The 16,080-nt window shown below is 57.1% G+C and carries 13 protein-coding genes; 12 read left to right on the plus strand and 1 reads right to left on the minus strand.

The window, feature by feature from the left end:
• Nucleotides 1–88 precede the first annotated feature (88 nt).
• Nucleotides 89–1,378, minus strand: coding sequence for a citrate synthase (gene gltA, locus FQ182_RS09740; protein ID WP_133099072.1), 1,290 nt, complete (start codon nucleotides 1,376–1,378; stop codon nucleotides 89–91).
• Between the two features lie 364 nt (nucleotides 1,379–1,742).
• On the opposite strand from gltA, the gene sdhC reads away from it, so the two are divergent.
• From sdhC to FQ182_RS09800, 12 genes are all read left to right on the plus strand, one after another.
• Nucleotides 1,743–2,117, plus strand: a complete 375-nt coding sequence (gene sdhC / locus FQ182_RS09745) for a succinate dehydrogenase, cytochrome b556 subunit (protein ID WP_133099071.1) — start codon at nucleotides 1,743–1,745, stop codon at nucleotides 2,115–2,117.
• A complete protein-coding gene (gene sdhD, locus FQ182_RS09750) occupies nucleotides 2,111–2,479 on the plus strand; it encodes a succinate dehydrogenase, hydrophobic membrane anchor protein (RefSeq protein WP_133099070.1) in 369 nt (122 codons plus the stop codon). Before sdhC ends, sdhD begins: the two co-directional genes overlap by 7 nt.
• Nucleotides 2,480–2,482: 3 nt before the next feature.
• On the plus strand, nucleotides 2,483–4,258 hold the full coding sequence (sdhA, locus tag FQ182_RS09755; RefSeq protein WP_133099069.1) for a succinate dehydrogenase flavoprotein subunit: 1,776 nt from the start codon (nucleotides 2,483–2,485) through the stop codon (nucleotides 4,256–4,258).
• Between the two features lie 11 nt (nucleotides 4,259–4,269).
• Complete coding sequence (locus tag FQ182_RS09760) at nucleotides 4,270–4,974, plus strand: succinate dehydrogenase iron-sulfur subunit (protein WP_149411448.1); 705 nt, start codon at nucleotides 4,270–4,272, stop codon at nucleotides 4,972–4,974.
• Nucleotides 4,975–5,234: 260 nt separating this feature from the next.
• Nucleotides 5,235–8,066, plus strand: a complete 2,832-nt coding sequence (locus tag FQ182_RS09765) for a 2-oxoglutarate dehydrogenase E1 component (RefSeq protein WP_149411449.1) — start codon at nucleotides 5,235–5,237, stop codon at nucleotides 8,064–8,066.
• Nucleotides 8,067–8,110: 44 nt separating this feature from the next.
• A complete protein-coding gene (odhB, locus tag FQ182_RS09770; protein ID WP_149411450.1) occupies nucleotides 8,111–9,328 on the plus strand; it encodes a 2-oxoglutarate dehydrogenase complex dihydrolipoyllysine-residue succinyltransferase in 1,218 nt (405 codons plus the stop codon).
• A gap of 107 nt (nucleotides 9,329–9,435) precedes the next feature.
• Nucleotides 9,436–10,872 carry a dihydrolipoyl dehydrogenase gene (lpdA, locus tag FQ182_RS09775; protein WP_149411451.1) on the plus strand — a complete coding sequence of 479 codons (1,437 nt, stop codon included), beginning with the start codon at nucleotides 9,436–9,438 and terminating at the stop codon, nucleotides 10,870–10,872.
• Between the two features lie 201 nt (nucleotides 10,873–11,073).
• Nucleotides 11,074–12,240, plus strand: coding sequence for an ADP-forming succinate--CoA ligase subunit beta (sucC, locus tag FQ182_RS09780; RefSeq protein ID WP_133099064.1), 1,167 nt, complete (start codon nucleotides 11,074–11,076; stop codon nucleotides 12,238–12,240).
• On the plus strand, nucleotides 12,240–13,121 hold the full coding sequence (gene sucD, locus FQ182_RS09785; protein WP_149411452.1) for a succinate--CoA ligase subunit alpha: 882 nt from the start codon (nucleotides 12,240–12,242) through the stop codon (nucleotides 13,119–13,121). Before sucC ends, sucD begins: the two co-directional genes overlap by 1 nt.
• 294 nt (nucleotides 13,122–13,415) lie before the next feature.
• The gene (gene brnQ, locus FQ182_RS09790; RefSeq protein WP_149411453.1) at nucleotides 13,416–14,729 is read left to right on the plus strand and encodes a branched-chain amino acid transport system II carrier protein; all 1,314 of its coding nucleotides are present in this window, start codon (nucleotides 13,416–13,418) and stop codon (nucleotides 14,727–14,729) included.
• 144 nt (nucleotides 14,730–14,873) lie between these two features.
• Nucleotides 14,874–15,614 (plus strand): DUF599 domain-containing protein, encoded by a 741-nt coding sequence (locus tag FQ182_RS09795; protein ID WP_149411454.1) that lies wholly within the window; start codon nucleotides 14,874–14,876, stop codon nucleotides 15,612–15,614.
• Nucleotides 15,611–16,012, plus strand: a complete 402-nt coding sequence (locus FQ182_RS09800; protein WP_149411455.1) for an MAPEG family protein — start codon at nucleotides 15,611–15,613, stop codon at nucleotides 16,010–16,012. Before FQ182_RS09795 ends, FQ182_RS09800 begins: the two co-directional genes overlap by 4 nt.
• The last annotated feature ends 68 nt before the right edge of the window (nucleotides 16,013–16,080 follow it).

The raw sequence follows: 16,080 nt of genomic DNA on the forward strand, positions 1-16,080 counted from the left end.
TCCCCCAACACAAATCCTGCACAAAAAAATACGGCCTCCAAGAGGAGGCCGTATTCGGTGCAGCTAAGCGGTTATCGCAAGACACTGCTTATTTGCGGTCTTCCAGCTTGGAGATATCACGCTGCTCGTAGCCGGTGTACAGCTGGCGCGGACGGCCAATCTTGTACGGGCTGGAGAGCATTTCTTTCCAGTGGGAGATCCAGCCCACGGTCCGCGCCAGGGCGAAGATCACGGTGAACATGCTGGTTGGAATGCCGATGGCCTTGAGGATGATCCCGGAGTAGAAGTCGACGTTCGGGTACAGCGAGCGTTCGATGAAGTACGGGTCGGTCAGGGCGATCTCTTCCAGGCGCATGGCCAGTTGGAGTTGCGGATCGTTGTTGATCCCCAGTTCCTTCAGTACTTCGTCGCAGGTCTTCTTCATCACAGTGGCGCGCGGGTCGCGGTTCTTGTAGACCCGGTGACCGAAGCCCATCAACTTGAACGGATCGTTCTTGTCCTTGGCCTTGGCGATGAACTTGTCGATGTTCGACACATCGCCGATTTCATCGAGCATGCTCAATACGGCTTCGTTCGCGCCGCCGTGGGCAGGGCCCCACAGTGCGGCGATACCGGCAGCGATACAGGCGAACGGGTTGGCACCCGAAGAGCCCGCCAGGCGCACGGTAGAAGTCGAGGCGTTCTGTTCGTGGTCGGCGTGGAGGATAAAGATTCGGTCCATTGCCTTGGCCAGCACCGGGCTGATCGGTTTGATCTCGCACGGGGTATTGAACATCATGTGCAGGAAGTTTTCCGCGTACGTCAGGTCGTTGCGCGGGTACATCATGGGTTGGCCCATGGAGTACTTGTAAACCATCGCTGCGAGGGTCGGCATCTTGGCAACCAGGCGGATCGCGGAAATTTCGCGATGCTGCGGGTTATTGATGTCCAGGGAGTCGTGGTAGAAGGCCGACAGGGCGCCAACCACGCCGCACATGACGGCCATCGGGTGGGCGTCGCGGCGAAAGCCATTGAAGAATGTCTTCAACTGCTCATGCACCATGGTGTGATTCTTCACGGTGCTGACGAACTGGGCTTTCTGCTCGGCTGTTGGCAATTCGCCATTTAGCAGCAGGTAGCAGGTTTCCAGGTAGTCCGACTTCTCGGCCAACTGTTCGATCGGGTAGCCCCGATGTAGCAGGATGCCATTATCACCATCAATATAGGTGATCTTCGACTCGCAAGAAGCGGTCGACATGAAGCCTGGGTCGAATGTAAAACGGCCCGTGGCCGTCAGGCCCCGTACGTCGATAACATCAGGACCAACGGTGCCGGTTAAAATGGGCAGCTCGACGGGGGCTGCGCCCTCGATGATCAACTGCGCTTTTTTGTCAGCCATGTGGCCTCCTATTTATGCTTCAAATCATCAGACAGACCCCCCACGCAGGGCCCGCACCACTATAGTGAGATAAATTCGAATGTCAATTTGCCTAAAGTCTTGCTCCAGAAGGCTTTAACCGTACTTTTTCCTCGAAATTACCTGCCGTTTACGCCTTTTATCCCAACAGCGCAATCAGCTATTAGGGTGAGGTGCGCGCGTTGTCATTAGTTGCCTAACTGTCTATACTCGACCACCGACCGCCAAGGGCTTTTGGGCTTGTTTTCATTGGGGGTCGCACTCCCTGGGTGGTGCTTACCTGACCAGTGCTCCCCCCAACAACTTTGCCCTGATTGTTAGGGGCTCTTCAGTGTGAAAAAAAGCCGTGAATAGCCAACGACCTGTAAACCTAGACCTAAGGACCATCAAACTCCCCATCACCGGCGTGACGTCATTCCTGCACCGTGTTTCCGGCATCATCCTGTTTCTCGGCCTGGGCATCATGCTTTATGCATTGAGCAAATCCCTGGGTTCGGAAGAGGGATACGCCGAGGTGAAGGCATGTATGACCAGTCCGCTGGCCAAGTTCGTGGCGTGGGGCCTCCTGTCCGCTTTGCTGTATCACCTGGTGGCCGGTGTTCGCCACTTGATCATGGACATGGGTATCGGTGAGACGCTGGAAGGCGGCAAGCTGGGCTCGAAAATCGTTATCGCCATTTCCTTGGTGATGATCGTTCTGGCGGGAGTTTGGATATGGTAACCAGCGTTACGAACCTGTCGCGTTCGGGCCTCTATGACTGGATGGCGCAGCGTGTGTCTGCGGTCGTTCTCGCGGCTTATTTCATCTTCCTGATCGGATATCTCGTTGCCAATCCGGGTATCGACTATGCCCAATGGCACGGCCTGTTCTCCCACAGCGGGATGCGTATCTTCAGTCTGCTGGCCCTTGTGGCCCTGGGCGCTCACGCCTGGGTCGGCATGTGGACCATCGCGACCGACTACCTGACGCCGATGGCGCTGGGCAAGTCCGCGACTGCAGTACGTTTCCTCTTCCAGGCAGTATGCGGCGTCGCGATGTTCGCTTACTTCGTCTGGGGTGTGCAGATTCTTTGGGGTATCTGATTCATGGCTAACACAGTTAATACACTTTCATTCGATGCCATCATCATTGGTGGCGGCGGTGCCGGCATGCGTGCTGCGCTGCAACTGGCCCAGGGCGGTCACAAGACTGCCGTGATCACCAAGGTGTTCCCGACCCGTTCCCATACCGTTTCGGCCCAGGGTGGCATCACCTGCGCCATCGCCTCCGCCGATCCAAACGATGACTGGCGCTGGCACATGTACGATACCGTCAAGGGTTCCGACTATATCGGTGACCAGGACGCTATCGAATACATGTGTTCCGTAGGCCCGGAAGCGGTCTTCGAACTGGAGCACATGGGTCTGCCGTTCTCCCGTACCGAACAGGGCCGCATCTACCAGCGTCCGTTCGGCGGTCAGTCGAAAGATTTCGGTAAAGGTGGCCAGGCCGCCCGTACCTGCGCTGCAGCCGACCGTACCGGTCACGCGCTGTTGCACACCCTGTATCAAGCCAACCTGAAGGCAGGCACCGTATTCCTCAACGAATACTACGGCGTCGACCTGGTGAAGAACGAAGATGGTGCCTTTGTCGGCATGATCGTCATCTGCATCGAAACCGGCGAAACCTCCTATGTACGCGCCAACGCCACCGTATTGGCGACCGGCGGTGCAGGCCGGATCTACTCGTCCACCACCAACGCCCTGATCAACACCGGTGACGGTATCGGCATGGCCCTGCGTGCAGGCGTTCCGGTACAAGACATCGAAATGTGGCAGTTCCACCCGACTGGCATCGCCGGCGCCGGTGTACTGGTGACCGAAGGTTGCCGTGGTGAAGGTGGTTACCTGATCAACAAGAACGGCGAGCGCTTCATGGAGCGTTATGCTCCTAACGCCAAGGACCTTGCCGGTCGTGACGTTGTAGCCCGTTCCATGGTTAAAGAGATCATCGCCGGCAACGGCTGTGGTCCTGATGGCGACCACGTGATGTTGAAACTCGATCACCTCGGTGAAGAAGTACTGCACAGCCGTCTGCCGGGCATCATGGAGCTGTCCAAAACCTTCGCCCACGTCGATCCGGCTGTTGCGCCGATCCCGGTTGTTCCAACCTGCCACTATATGATGGGCGGTGTTGCCACCAACATTCACGGCCAGGCGATCACCCAGGACGCCGATGGCGTTGATCAGATCATTCCTGGTCTGTTCGCCGTAGGTGAAGTGGCGTGCGTATCGGTTCACGGCGCCAACCGTCTGGGTGGCAACTCGCTGCTCGACCTGGTGGTGTTCGGTCGTGCTGCCGGCCTGTTCCTGGAGCAGACTCTCAAGGAAGGCGTCGATTACACACGTGCTCGCCAGTCCGACATCGACGCTGCCCTGGCACGTCTCGATGGCCTGAACTCGCGCACTGACGGTGAAGACGTTGCTACCCTGCGTAAAGAGCTGCAAAGCTGCATGCAGAACTACTTCGGTGTGTTCCGTACCGGCGAATACATGCAGAAGGGTATCGCCCAGCTCGCTGATCTGCGTGGCCGTATCGCCAACGTCAAGATCAACGACAAGAGTCAGGCGTTCAACACCGCTCGTATCGAAGCCCTTGAATTGCAGAACCTGCTGGAAGTGGCTGAAGCAACTGCCATCGCCGCAGAAGTTCGCAAAGAGTCCCGCGGCGCTCACGCCCGTGAAGACTTCGAAGAGCGCGACGACGTTAACTGGCTATGCCACACCCTGTACTTCCCGGGTGACAAGCGCGTAACCAAGCGTGCCGTGAACTTCTCGCCAAAAACAGTCCCTACGTTTGAACCAATGATTCGGACTTATTAAGGGTGGCCGCCATGTTGAAAGTCAGTGTTTATCGCTACAACCCTGATCAGGACGCTGCGCCGTTCATGCAGGAATTCCAGGTCAATACCGATGGTAAAGACCTGATGGTGCTGGACGTGCTGGCGCTGGTCAAAGAGCAGGACGAAGGTTTCTCCTATCGTCGCTCTTGCCGTGAAGGTGTCTGCGGTTCCGACGGCATGAACATCAACGGCAAAAACGGCCTGGCGTGCATCACGCCGCTGTCCGCTGTCGTCAAAGGCAACAAGCTGATCGTTCGTCCACTGCCAGGTTTGCCGGTAATCCGTGACCTGGTCGTCGATATGAGCATCTTCTACAAGCAATACGAGAAGGTTAAGCCATTCCTGCAGAACGACACGCCGGCTCCGGCCATCGAGCGTCTGCAGACCCCGCAAGAACGCGAGAAGCTGGACGGTCTGTACGAGTGCATCCTGTGCGCTTGCTGCTCGACTTCCTGCCCGTCCTTCTGGTGGAACCCGGACAAGTTCCTGGGTCCGGCTGCACTGCTGCAAGCGTATCGCTTCCTGGCAGATAGCCGTGACACCCAAACGTCCGAGCGTCTGGCTTCACTGGATGACCCGTTCAGCGTATTCCGCTGCCGCGGGATCATGAACTGCGTCAACGTATGTCCTAAAGGCCTGAACCCGACTAAGGCCATTGGTCACGTACGTAGCATGTTGCTGCAAAGCGGCGTGTAACTGACGTTGTAGTAAAAGCAGAACCGTTGTGCCCGTAGATGCTACGGCGCAGGCTTCAACCGGCGCCGTAGTCTTAACCTGAGCAGCGACTTACAAAGCGCGGCTCTTATTTTGAAGAAATGAGACAAGCAGGGGCATCCGGGTTGGTACCCGGACTATCAGCGTGATCCTAAGTGGCTTGTTTTGGTCGCTGCACTCGGACTTTGCAAGCAGGCTCGGTGTCTTCGCCGGTGGTGTCCCCTAACCGAGGGTGACCAAGCATGCAAGAAAGCGTGATGCAGCGCATGTGGAACAGCGGCTATCTTTCAGGTGGTAACGCTGCCTATGTGGAAGAGCTTTATGAGCTCTACCTGCACGACCCTAACGCTGTGCCAGAAGAATGGCGCACCAAATTTCAGACGTTGCCCGCTGACGGCAACGCTGCCACCGATGTATCGCACTCGACGATTCGCGATCATTTCGTGCTGCTGGCAAAGAACCAGCGCCGCGCCCAGCCGGTTTCCGCCGCAAGCGTGAGCAGTGAGCATGAAAAGAAGCAAGTTGAAGTACTGCGACTGATCCAGGCCTACCGTATGCGTGGCCACCAAGCAGCCCAGCTTGACCCGCTGGGGCTGTGGCAGCGTCCTGCACCTGCAGACCTGTCGATCAATCATTACGGCTTGACCAATGCCGATCTTGATACGACCTTCCGTGCCGGCGACCTGTTCCTCGGCAAGGAGGAAGCGAGCCTACGCGAAATTCACGAAGCGTTGCAGCAGACATATTGCCGCACCATTGGCGCTGAGTTTACGCATATCGTCGATACCGAACAGCGCCACTGGTTCCAGCAGCGTCTGGAAAGCGTGCGCAGCCGTCCGGTGATCTCCTCCGACCTCAAGAGCCACCTGCTTGAGCGCGTCACTGCAGCTGAAGGTCTGGAAAAATACCTGGGTACCAAATACCCGGGTACCAAGCGTTTCGGTTTGGAAGGCGGCGAGAGCCTGATTCCGATGCTCGACGAGTTGATCCAGCGTTCCGGTTCCTACGGCACCAAGGAAATCGTCATCGGCATGGCCCACCGTGGTCGTCTGAACGTGTTGGTTAACACTTTCGGCAAGAATCCGCGCGATCTGTTCGATGAGTTCGAAGGCAAGAAGAAGGTCGAGCTGGGTTCCGGTGACGTTAAATACCACCAGGGCTTCTCGTCCAACGTGATGACCACAGGCGGCGAAGTCCACCTGGCCATGGCGTTCAACCCCTCCCACCTGGAAATTGTTTCGCCAGTGGTCGAGGGTTCTGTGCGTGCCCGTCAGGATCGTCGTAACGATCCGACCGGTGAAAAGGTTCTGCCTATTTCCATCCACGGTGATGCGGCATTCGCCGGTCAAGGCGTGGTCATGGAAACCTTCCAGATGTCGCAGACCCGCGGCTTCAAGACTGGCGGTACCGTTCACATCGTCATCAACAACCAGGTTGGCTTCACCATCAGCAACCCGGAAGACTCGCGTTCCACCGAGTACGCCACTGATGTTGCGAAAATGATCCAGGCGCCGATCCTCCATGTAAATGGTGATGATCCGGAAGCCGTATTGTTCGTGACCCAGTTGGCCATCGACTACCGCATGCAGTTCAAGCGTGACGTGGTAATCGACCTGGTTTGCTACCGCCGTCGCGGTCACAACGAAGCAGATGAGCCGAGCGGCACCCAGCCGTTGATGTACCAGCAAATCGCCAAACAACGCACCACCCGTGAGCTGTACGCCGAGCGCCTGACCCTGGCCGGTGTGGTAGATGATGCGCGTGTTCAAGGCAAAATCGACGAGTACCGCAACGCGCTGGACAACGGTCTGCATGTTGTAAAAAGCCTGGTCAAGGAACCGAACAAAGAGCTGTTCGTTGACTGGCGTCCGTACCTGGGTCACGCCTGGACTGCGCGTCACGACACCACGTTTGATCTGAAGACCTTGCAGGAATTGTCCGCCAAGCTGCTGGAAATCCCGGATGGCTTTGTAGTTCAGCGTCAAGTATCGAAGATCTACGAAGACCGTCAGAAAATGCAAGCCGGTGGCCTGCCGATCAACTGGGGTTATGCCGAAACCATGGCATACGCGACCCTGGCGTTTGAAGGTCACCCGATTCGCATGACCGGCCAGGACATCGGCCGTGGTACGTTCTCGCACCGTCACGCGGTGTTGCACAACCAGAAAGACGCGGGCACCTACATCCCGTTGCAAAACCTGTACAAGGGCCAACCACGTTTCGACCTGTACGATTCGTTCCTGTCCGAAGAAGCGGTACTGGCGTTCGAATATGGTTACTCGACCACCACGCCTGAGGCGCTGGTGATCTGGGAAGCCCAGTTCGGCGATTTCGCCAACGGTGCCCAGGTGGTTATCGACCAGTTCATCACCAGCGGCGAGCACAAATGGGGCCGTCTCTGCGGTCTGACCATGCTGCTGCCGCACGGTTATGAGGGTCAGGGTCCGGAGCACTCTTCGGCTCGCCTGGAGCGTTACCTGCAGATGTGCGCCGAGCACAACATTCAGGTGTGTGTACCGACTACGCCGGCTCAGATCTACCACTTGCTGCGACGCCAGGTGATTCGTCCCCTGCGTAAACCACTGGTAGTCCTGACTCCAAAGTCGCTGTTGCGTCATAAATTGGCCATCTCGACCCTGGAAGATCTGGCCGAAGGTTCGTTCCAGACCGTTATTCCGGAAATCGATGCCCATGACCCGAAAAAGGTCACGCGTATCGTACTGGCGAGCGGCAAGGTCTACTACGACCTGCTGGAAAAACGCCGTGCCGAAGGTCGTGACGACATCGCCATCGTGCGTCTTGAGCAGCTGTACCCATTCCCTGAGGACGACTTGATTGAAGTCCTGGCTCGTTACTCCAACCTCAAACATATCGTTTGGTGTCAGGAAGAGCCGATGAACCAGGGTGCTTGGTACTGCAGCCAGCATCACATGCGCCGCATCATTGGCGGTCACGACAAGTCGCTCGTACTTGAGTACGCGGGCCGTGACGCTTCTGCTGCACCTGCTTGTGGTTATGCATCGATGCACGCCGAGCAGCAGGCAAAACTGCTGCAAGATGCTTTCACTGTTTAACGCCTTCGCGCTGACTGAAACCGAATTTTAAGGACCCACAGATAATGGCTATCGAAATCAAAGCCCCGTCATTCCCGGAATCGGTTGCCGATGGCACCGTTGCCACCTGGCACAAGAAACCAGGTGACGCTGTCAAGCGTGACGACTTGATCGTTGACATCGAAACCGACAAGGTTGTGCTGGAAGTGTTGGCCGAAGCCGACGGCGTCCTGGGCGCTATCGTTGCCAATGAAGGCGACACCGTTCTGTCCAACCAGGTACTGGGCTCGATCGAAGAGGGTAGCGCTGCTGCCGCTCCAGCCGCTGCTGCTCCGGCTGCCGCACAAGCTGCTGCTCCAGCCGACGCTGGCGAAGACGATCCTGTTGCTGCACCGGCTGCTCGCAAGCTGGCTGAAGAAAACGGCATCAATATCGCTTCCGTTGCCGGTACTGGCAAAGGCGGTCGTGTGACCAAGGAAGACGTAGTCGCTGCTGTTGCTGCCAAGAAAGCCGCACCGGCTACCGCGCCTGCCAAGGCTGCAGCACCTGCTGCTGCCGCTCCTGTGTTCGCCGCAGGCGATCGCACCGAGAAGCGCGTGCCGATGACCCGCGTACGTGCCACCGTGGCCAAGCGTCTGGTTGAAGCCCAGTCGAATATGGCGATGCTGACTACCTTCAACGAAGTCGACATGACCGAAGTCATGGCATTGCGTTCGAAGTACAAGGATCTCTTTGAGAAGAGCCATAACGGTGTGCGCCTGGGCTTCATGTCGTTCTTCGTAAAAGCGGCTACCGAAGCGCTGAAACGCTTCCCGGCAGTCAACGCTTCCATCGACGGCGCCGACATCGTTTACCACGGCTACGCTGACGTCGGTGTTGCCGTCTCCAGCGAGCGTGGCCTGGTGGTGCCGGTTCTGCGTAACGCCGAACTGATGAGCCTGGCTGAAATCGAAGGCGGCATCGCCACCTTCGGCAAGAAGGCTCGTGACGGCAAGCTGACCATCGATGAGATGACCGGTGGTACCTTCACCATCACCAACGGTGGTACTTTCGGTTCGATGATGTCGACCCCGATCGTCAACCCGCCACAAGCTGCAATCCTGGGCATGCACAACATTCTGCAGCGTCCTATGGCGATCAACGGTCAAGTGGTCATCCGTCCGATGATGTACTTGGCGCTGTCCTACGATCACCGCCTGATCGATGGTAAAGAAGCCGTGACTTTCTTGGTGACCATCAAGAACCTGCTGGAAGACCCGGCTCGTCTGCTCCTGGATATTTGATAGAAGCAGCGTCAAGTTGCAAGTTGCAAGCTGTAAGCTGCAAGAAAAAGCAGCTTGGCTTGCAGCTTATCGCTTGAAGCTTGAAGCTAAATAGAGGATCTATTTTCATGTCTCAGAAATTTGACGTTGTAGTGATTGGTGCAGGCCCTGGCGGCTATGTTGCCGCCATCAAGGCCGCGCAACTGGGCCTCTCGACTGCTTGCATCGAAAAATACACCGACAAGGAAGGCAAACTGGCCCTGGGCGGTACTTGCCTGAACGTCGGTTGCATTCCTTCCAAGGCGCTGCTGGACAGCTCCTGGAAATTCCATGAAGCCCAAGTCGGTTTTGCCATCCACGGCATCAACCACGCTGGCGTGACCATGGACGTACCCGCAATGGTCGGCCGCAAGGCCAACATTGTTAAAGGCCTGACTTCCGGCGTTGCAACCTTGTTCAAGGCCAATGGCGTCACTTCCCTGCAAGGTCACGGCAAACTGCTGGCCGGCAAGAAAGTTGAAATCACCAAGCCTGACGGTTCGGTCGAAATCATCGAAGCCGAGAACGTGATCCTGGCTCCAGGTTCGCGTCCAATCGACATTCCACCCGCTCCAGTTGACCAGAACGTGATCGTTGATTCGACCGGCGCCCTGGAATTCCAATCGGTTCCAAAACGTCTGGGCGTGATCGGCGCTGGCGTGATCGGTCTGGAACTGGGTTCGGTCTGGTCGCGTCTGGGCTCGCAAGTGACCGTCCTGGAAGCCCTGGACACGTTCCTGCTGGCTGCCGACAGCGCAGTGTCCAAAGAAGCCTTGAAGACCCTGACCAAACAAGGTCTGGACATCAAGCTGGGCGCACGCGTGACCGGTTCCAAGGTCAATGGCGAAGAAGTCGTTGTGACCTACACCGACAAGAATGGCGAACAGACCATCACTTTCGACAAGCTGATCGTAGCCGTTGGTCGCCGTCCGGTGACCACTGATCTGCTGGCTGCCGACAGCGGCGTGAACCTCGACGAGCGCGGTTTTGTGCACGTTGACGATCACTGCGCCACCACCGTACCGGGCGTTTTCGCCATTGGCGACGTGGTTCGCGGCATGATGCTGGCGCACAAGGCTTCCGAAGAGGGCATCATGGTTGTCGAGCGCATCAAGGGTCACAAGACCCAGATGAACTACGACCTGATCCCGTCGGTTATCTACACCCATCCAGAAATTGCATGGGTCGGCAAGAACGAACAGCAGTTGAAAGCTGAAGGCGTTGAAGTTAACGTCGGCACTTTCCCGTTTGCCGCTTCTGGCCGTGCCATGGCAGCCAACGACACCGGTGGTTTCGTCAAAGTCATCGCTGATGCCAAGACTGACCGCGTATTGGGCGTCCACGTGATTGGTCCAGGCGCAGCAGAACTGGTTCAGCAGGGCGCAATCGGTATGGAATTCGGCACCAGCGCCGAGGATATCGGTATGATGGTCTTCTCCCATCCGACCCTGTCCGAAGCGCTGCACGAAGCTGCGTTGGCAGTGAATGGCCATGCCATCCACATCGCCAACAAGAAGAAGCGCTAAGCAAGATAATAAGAAACCACGGCGGTTGCCCGTCGTGAGCCTTGTGCGCAAGACTCACCGCGGAATATCCGCTGGACGCAGTCTTGCGCAGCTTTGCAAGCCTAAGGGCTGCGAAGTTGTGCAAGCAGCAGTCACAGGTGGTGCGGCACTAACACTAGTGCAGCACCGAATGCGCAGTACCTAACGAAGACGGTAATAAGCATGAATCTTCATGAGTATCAGGGTAAGCAGCTGTTCGCTGAGTACGGCCTGCCAGTATCCAAGGGTTACGCAGTAGACACCCCGGAAGCAGCAGCAGAAGCTTGCGACAAAATCGGCGGCACCGAGTGGGTTGTCAAAGCCCAGGTCCACGCTGGTGGTCGCGGTAAAGCGGGCGGCGTGAAGCTGGTTCGCAGCAAAGAAGACGCCAAGGCCTTCGCTCAACAGTGGTTGGGCAAGCGTCTGGTGACTTACCAGACTGATGCCAATGGCCAGCCAGTCACCAAGATCCTGGTTGAATCGTGCACTGATATCGCTAAAGAGCTGTACCTGGGCGCTGTCGTTGACCGTTCGAGCCGTCGCATCGTGTTCATGGCTTCCACCGAAGGTGGCGTGGACATCGAGAAGATCGCTCACGAAACCCCAGAAAAAATTCTGAAGGCCACTATCGATCCACTGGTTGGCGCTCAGCCATTCCAGGGTCGCGAGCTGGCATTCCAGTTGGGTCTGGAAGGTAAGCAAGTTGCTCAGTTCGCCAAGATCTTCGTAGGTCTGGCCAAGCTGTTCAAGGATCACGACCTGGCCCTGCTGGAAGTGAACCCGCTGGTGATCAAGGCTGACGGCGATCTGCATTGCCTCGATGCCAAGATCAACATCGACGCCAACGCCATGTACCGTCAGCCTAAGCTGAAGACTTTCCACGATCCGTCGCAAGACGATCCGCGTGAAGCGCACGCTGCCAAGTTCGAACTGAACTACGTAGCCCTGGAAGGTAACATCGGTTGCATGGTCAACGGTGCTGGCCTGGCCATGGGTACCATGGACATCGTCAATCTGCATGGCGGCAAACCAGCCAACTTCCTCGACGTGGGCGGCGGTGCTACCAAGGAACGCGTTACCGAAGCGTTCAAGATCATCCTGTCCGACTCCAACGTCGCTGCAGTATTGGTCAACATCTTCGGCGGCATCGTTCGTTGCGACATGATTGCCGAAGGCATCATTGGTGCAGTGAAAGAAGTCGGCGTTAAAATCCCGGTTGTTGTTCGCCTTGAAGGCAACAACGCTGAACTGGGCGCTAAAGTACTGGCAGAAAGCGGTTTGAACATCATCGCTGCTACCAGCCTGACCGACGCTGCTCAACAAGTTGTCAAAGCTGCGGAGGGCAAATAATGAGCGTCCTGATCAATAAAGACACCAAAGTTATCTGCCAGGGTATTACCGGTTCGCAAGGTAGTTTCCACACCCAGCAAGCCATCGAGTACGGCACCAAGATGGTTGGCGGCGTAACTCCAGGCAAAGGCGGCACCACTCACCTGGACCTGCCTGTTTTCAACACTGTGAAAGAAGCCGTAGAAGTCACTGGCGCCACCGCTAGCGTCATCTACGTTCCAGCTCCTTTCTGCAAGGATTCCATCCTTGAAGCAGCGTTCGGCGGCATCAAGCTGATCGTTTGCATCACTGAAGGCATTCCTACCCTGGACATGCTCGACGCTAAAGTTAAGTGCGACGAACTGGGCGTGGTCCTGATCGGCCCTAACTGCCCTGGCGTGATCACTCCAGGCGAATGCAAGATCGGCATCATGCCCGGTCACATTCACTTGCCAGGCAAAGTCGGTATCGTTTCCCGTTCCGGCACCCTGACCTACGAAGCTGTTAAGCAGACCACTGACGCCGGTTTCGGTCAGTCGACTTGCGTCGGCATCGGCGGTGACCCGATCCCGGGCTCCAACTTCATCGACATCCTGAAGTTGTTCCAGGAAGACCCGCAGACCGAAGCGATCGTCATGATCGGTGAGATCGGCGGTTCGGCTGAAGAAGAAGCGGCGGCCTACATCAAGGCACACGTGACCAAGCCGGTTGTTTCCTACATTGCTGGTGTGACTGCCCCTGCAGGCAAGCGCATGGGCCATGCTGGCGCAATCATCTCTGGCGGCAAGGGCACAGCAGACGAGAAGTTTGCTGCCCTGGAAGACGCAGGCGTGAAAACCGTGCGTTCGCTGGCAGACATCGGCAAGGCTTTGTCCGAGCTGACCGGTTGGGCTGTCAAGTAAGCCTCGCGCTTAACTGACGCTTCACCACGCAAAGGCCACCTTCGGGTGGCCTTTGTGCATTTCAATATTTAGATATACGGATGCGACATATAAATGTCGCTTATCGGACAGTTCGCCCTGCAATAGTGCGTTTGTCAGACAAATTCGTTAGGCTAGCTGCCTCTTTATGCGTCCGCTCCCCACAAGGAAGTTCCGCGCTAGACCGGTCGGTCCCCATCCGGGCTGATAGCATTTCCCTCATCCATAGGGAAGCCCCTCTCTAAATTCCGATTCAGTAGTGTGGTATTTCCTCAAATGAAAGTGTTGAAAAGCCAGGACATCCTGGCGTTGGGCTTTATGACTTTTGCCTTGTTCGTGGGCGCCGGTAACATCATCTTTCCGCCTATCGTTGGTTTGCAGTCCGGGCCTCATGTCTGGATGGCGGCGCTGGGCTTCCTGATTACCGCAGTAGGACTGCCAGTGGTTACCGTCATCGCCCTGGCCAAGGTCGGTGGTGCTATGGACGCGTTGAGCAGCCCCATCGGCAAGGTCGCCGGTGGCATCCTGGCCGCGGCGTGCTACCTGGCAGTGGGTCCTTTGTTCGCCACGCCACGTACCGCGACGGTGTCCTTCGAAGTCGGCCTGGCGCCACTGACCGGTGAAAGCCCGCTGGCGTTGTTCCTCTATAGCTCGGTGTATTTCCTGCTGGTGTTCTTCATCTCCCTGTATCCAGGGCGTCTGCTGGACACCGTTGGCCGTTTCCTGGCGCCGCTGAAGATCATCGCCCTCGCGGCACTGGGCATCGCAGCCTTTGCCTTGCCCGCCGGAGATGTCGGTATCGCCACGCCTGAGTACGCCGCCGCGCCGTTCTCCCAGGGCTTTATCAATGGTTACCTGACCATGGATACCCTGGGCGCCCTGGTGTTTGGCATCGTTATCGTCAACGCCATTCGTTCCCGTGGCGTCGAGTCGCCACAGTTGATTACCCGTTACGCGATCATTGCCGGGCTGATTGCCGGCGTGGGCCTGGCGTTGGTGTACATCAGCCTGTTCCGCCTCGGTTCGGGCAGCCATGAAGTGGCTGCTGGTGCCGCCAACGGTGCCGCGGTGTTGCACGCCTACGTTCAACATACCTTCGGTTCCCTGGGCAGCGGCTTCCTTGCGGTGCTGATTTCCCTGGCGTGCCTGGTGACTGCAGTAGGCCTGACCTGTGCCTGCGCGGAGTATTTCAGCCGTGTACTGCCGCTGTCCTACAAAACCCTGGTGGTCATCCTTGCCGCGTTTTCGCTGCTGGTGTCGAACCTGGGCCTGACTAATCTGATTGCCTTCTCGATTCCGGTCCTGACCGCGATCTACCCGCCGTGCATCGTCTTGGTCGCGCTGAGCTTCTGCAAGGGCTTCTGGCAGGAGCAGGGCCGGATTGTCGGCCCAGTGATGCTGGTATCGTTCATCTTCGGCACCATCGACGCTTTGAAAGGTGCCGGGCTGGCGAACTGGCTGCCGTCGCAACTTGCCAATCTGCCGCTGAGTGAGCAGGGCCTGGCGTGGCTGGTGCCGTCGGTGATGACCCTGGTGGTAGCGGTGGTGATTGACCGTCTGCTGGGCAAGCGCAGCGAAGCCATCGCCTAAAACGCTTTGTTACACGCTGAAATCGAAATGCCCCGTATCAAACGATCCGGGGCATTTTTTATGGGCGTCAGGCAGTGTCTTTTTCCGTGAGCTAACGTCGAACAGGCACAAGGCACTTTTCGCCAATGCCTTACAAGGACCCGCATGTCGTTTGTCGAAGCCAACTTGATCCATCTGCTTGCCGCGCTCTGGTTTGCCATTTGCTGGGGTGGTTATACTCGTTACGCCAGTTGGAAAGCCCGTGATACGGCGTGTCTGGCCAGTGTCCTGCACCTGTATCGCGAAGACTGGATGCGCCGCATGCTGTTGCGGGACAATCGTATCGCCGACGCCAGCGTGATCGGCAACCTTGAGCGCAACGCCTCGTTTTTTGCTTCCAGCACCCTGATTATCCTCGCCGGTATCCTGACCGTGCTTGGCGCATCGGAGCGAGCGGTCTCGTTGCTGGCGGATATTCCCATCATCCAGCAAGCGTCCCAGGGCATGTCGGAGATCAAACTGTTGTGCCTGGCCCTGGTGTTTGTCTACGCCTTCTTCACCTTTAGTTGGTGCATGCGCCAGTACAACTTTGCGGCGATCCTGATCGGTTCGGCCCCCATGGTCGGCGAGCGGTATGTCTCCGAGCAGGAGCGCAAGGCGTTTGCCTTGAGGGCTGCTCGGGTGATTTCGATGGCGGCTAACCAGTTCAACTTTGGCCTGCGCTCCTATTACTTCGGCATGACCATGCTGGCGTGGTTCGTCAGTCCGTGGCTGTTCATGCTGATGAGCACTGGAGTGGTGTTGGTGCTGTACCGCCGGGAATTTCATTCCGACGTATTGGAAGTCATGGTCTATACCCCTACAGAGGCTCCCTTGCCTGAATCTTCCAAGGAGGCGACGTTGTGAGTATTCCGTTCTGGTGTGTTTTTATCAGCGCGCTGCTGATCTTCGTGGCGCGCGTGCCCGTGGCCAGGGCCATGAAAGAGCAGGGCGGTTACGACAATCGCGAACCGCGTCGTCAGCAGGCGCAATTGACCGGGTTTGGTGCACGGGCAGTGGCCGCTCATCAAAACAGCTTTGAAGCGTTCATGTTGTTTGCGATGGGGGTGTTGATGGCCCATACCACTCAGACCCAGGGCTACCTGATTGACTGGCTAGCGATCATCTTTGTGGTCGCGCGAGTGGTTTATTTACTGTGCTATTGGGCCGATCTGGCGTGGCAGCGCAGCCTGGTCTGGTTCGTCGGTTTACTCTGTTCGCTATTACTGATGCTTAGTCCGACCTTTCGTACTTTTCTCCTCTGAGAAAAAAGCACCAGGCAAAGTAAAGCCCGCTCTAAGGCGGGCTTTCTTTTGCAACATGGCTTTTCAAA

Origin of the sequence: Pseudomonas sp. ANT_H4 (assembly GCF_008369295.1) — a bacterium.
In the GTDB taxonomy this organism is placed as follows: Bacteria; Pseudomonadota; Gammaproteobacteria; order Pseudomonadales; family Pseudomonadaceae; genus Aquipseudomonas.

Coding starts and splice junctions, on each gene's coding strand:
- odhB (WP_149411450.1), top strand. CDS start 8,111: ATGGCTATCGAAATCAAAGCCCCGTCATTCCCGGAATCGGTTGCCGAT.
- FQ182_RS09765 (WP_149411449.1), top strand. CDS start 5,235: ATGCAAGAAAGCGTGATGCAGCGCATGTGGAACAGCGGCTATCTTTCA.
- FQ182_RS09760 (WP_149411448.1), top strand. CDS start 4,270: ATGTTGAAAGTCAGTGTTTATCGCTACAACCCTGATCAGGACGCTGCG.
- sucD (WP_149411452.1), top strand. CDS start 12,240: ATGAGCGTCCTGATCAATAAAGACACCAAAGTTATCTGCCAGGGTATT.
- brnQ (WP_149411453.1), top strand. CDS start 13,416: ATGAAAGTGTTGAAAAGCCAGGACATCCTGGCGTTGGGCTTTATGACT.
- FQ182_RS09795 (WP_149411454.1), top strand. CDS start 14,874: ATGTCGTTTGTCGAAGCCAACTTGATCCATCTGCTTGCCGCGCTCTGG.
- sucC (WP_133099064.1), top strand. CDS start 11,074: ATGAATCTTCATGAGTATCAGGGTAAGCAGCTGTTCGCTGAGTACGGC.
- sdhA (WP_133099069.1), top strand. CDS start 2,483: ATGGCTAACACAGTTAATACACTTTCATTCGATGCCATCATCATTGGT.
- gltA (WP_133099072.1), bottom strand. CDS start 1,378: ATGGCTGACAAAAAAGCGCAGTTGATCATCGAGGGCGCAGCCCCCGTC.
- lpdA (WP_149411451.1), top strand. CDS start 9,436: ATGTCTCAGAAATTTGACGTTGTAGTGATTGGTGCAGGCCCTGGCGGC.
- sdhD (WP_133099070.1), top strand. CDS start 2,111: ATGGTAACCAGCGTTACGAACCTGTCGCGTTCGGGCCTCTATGACTGG.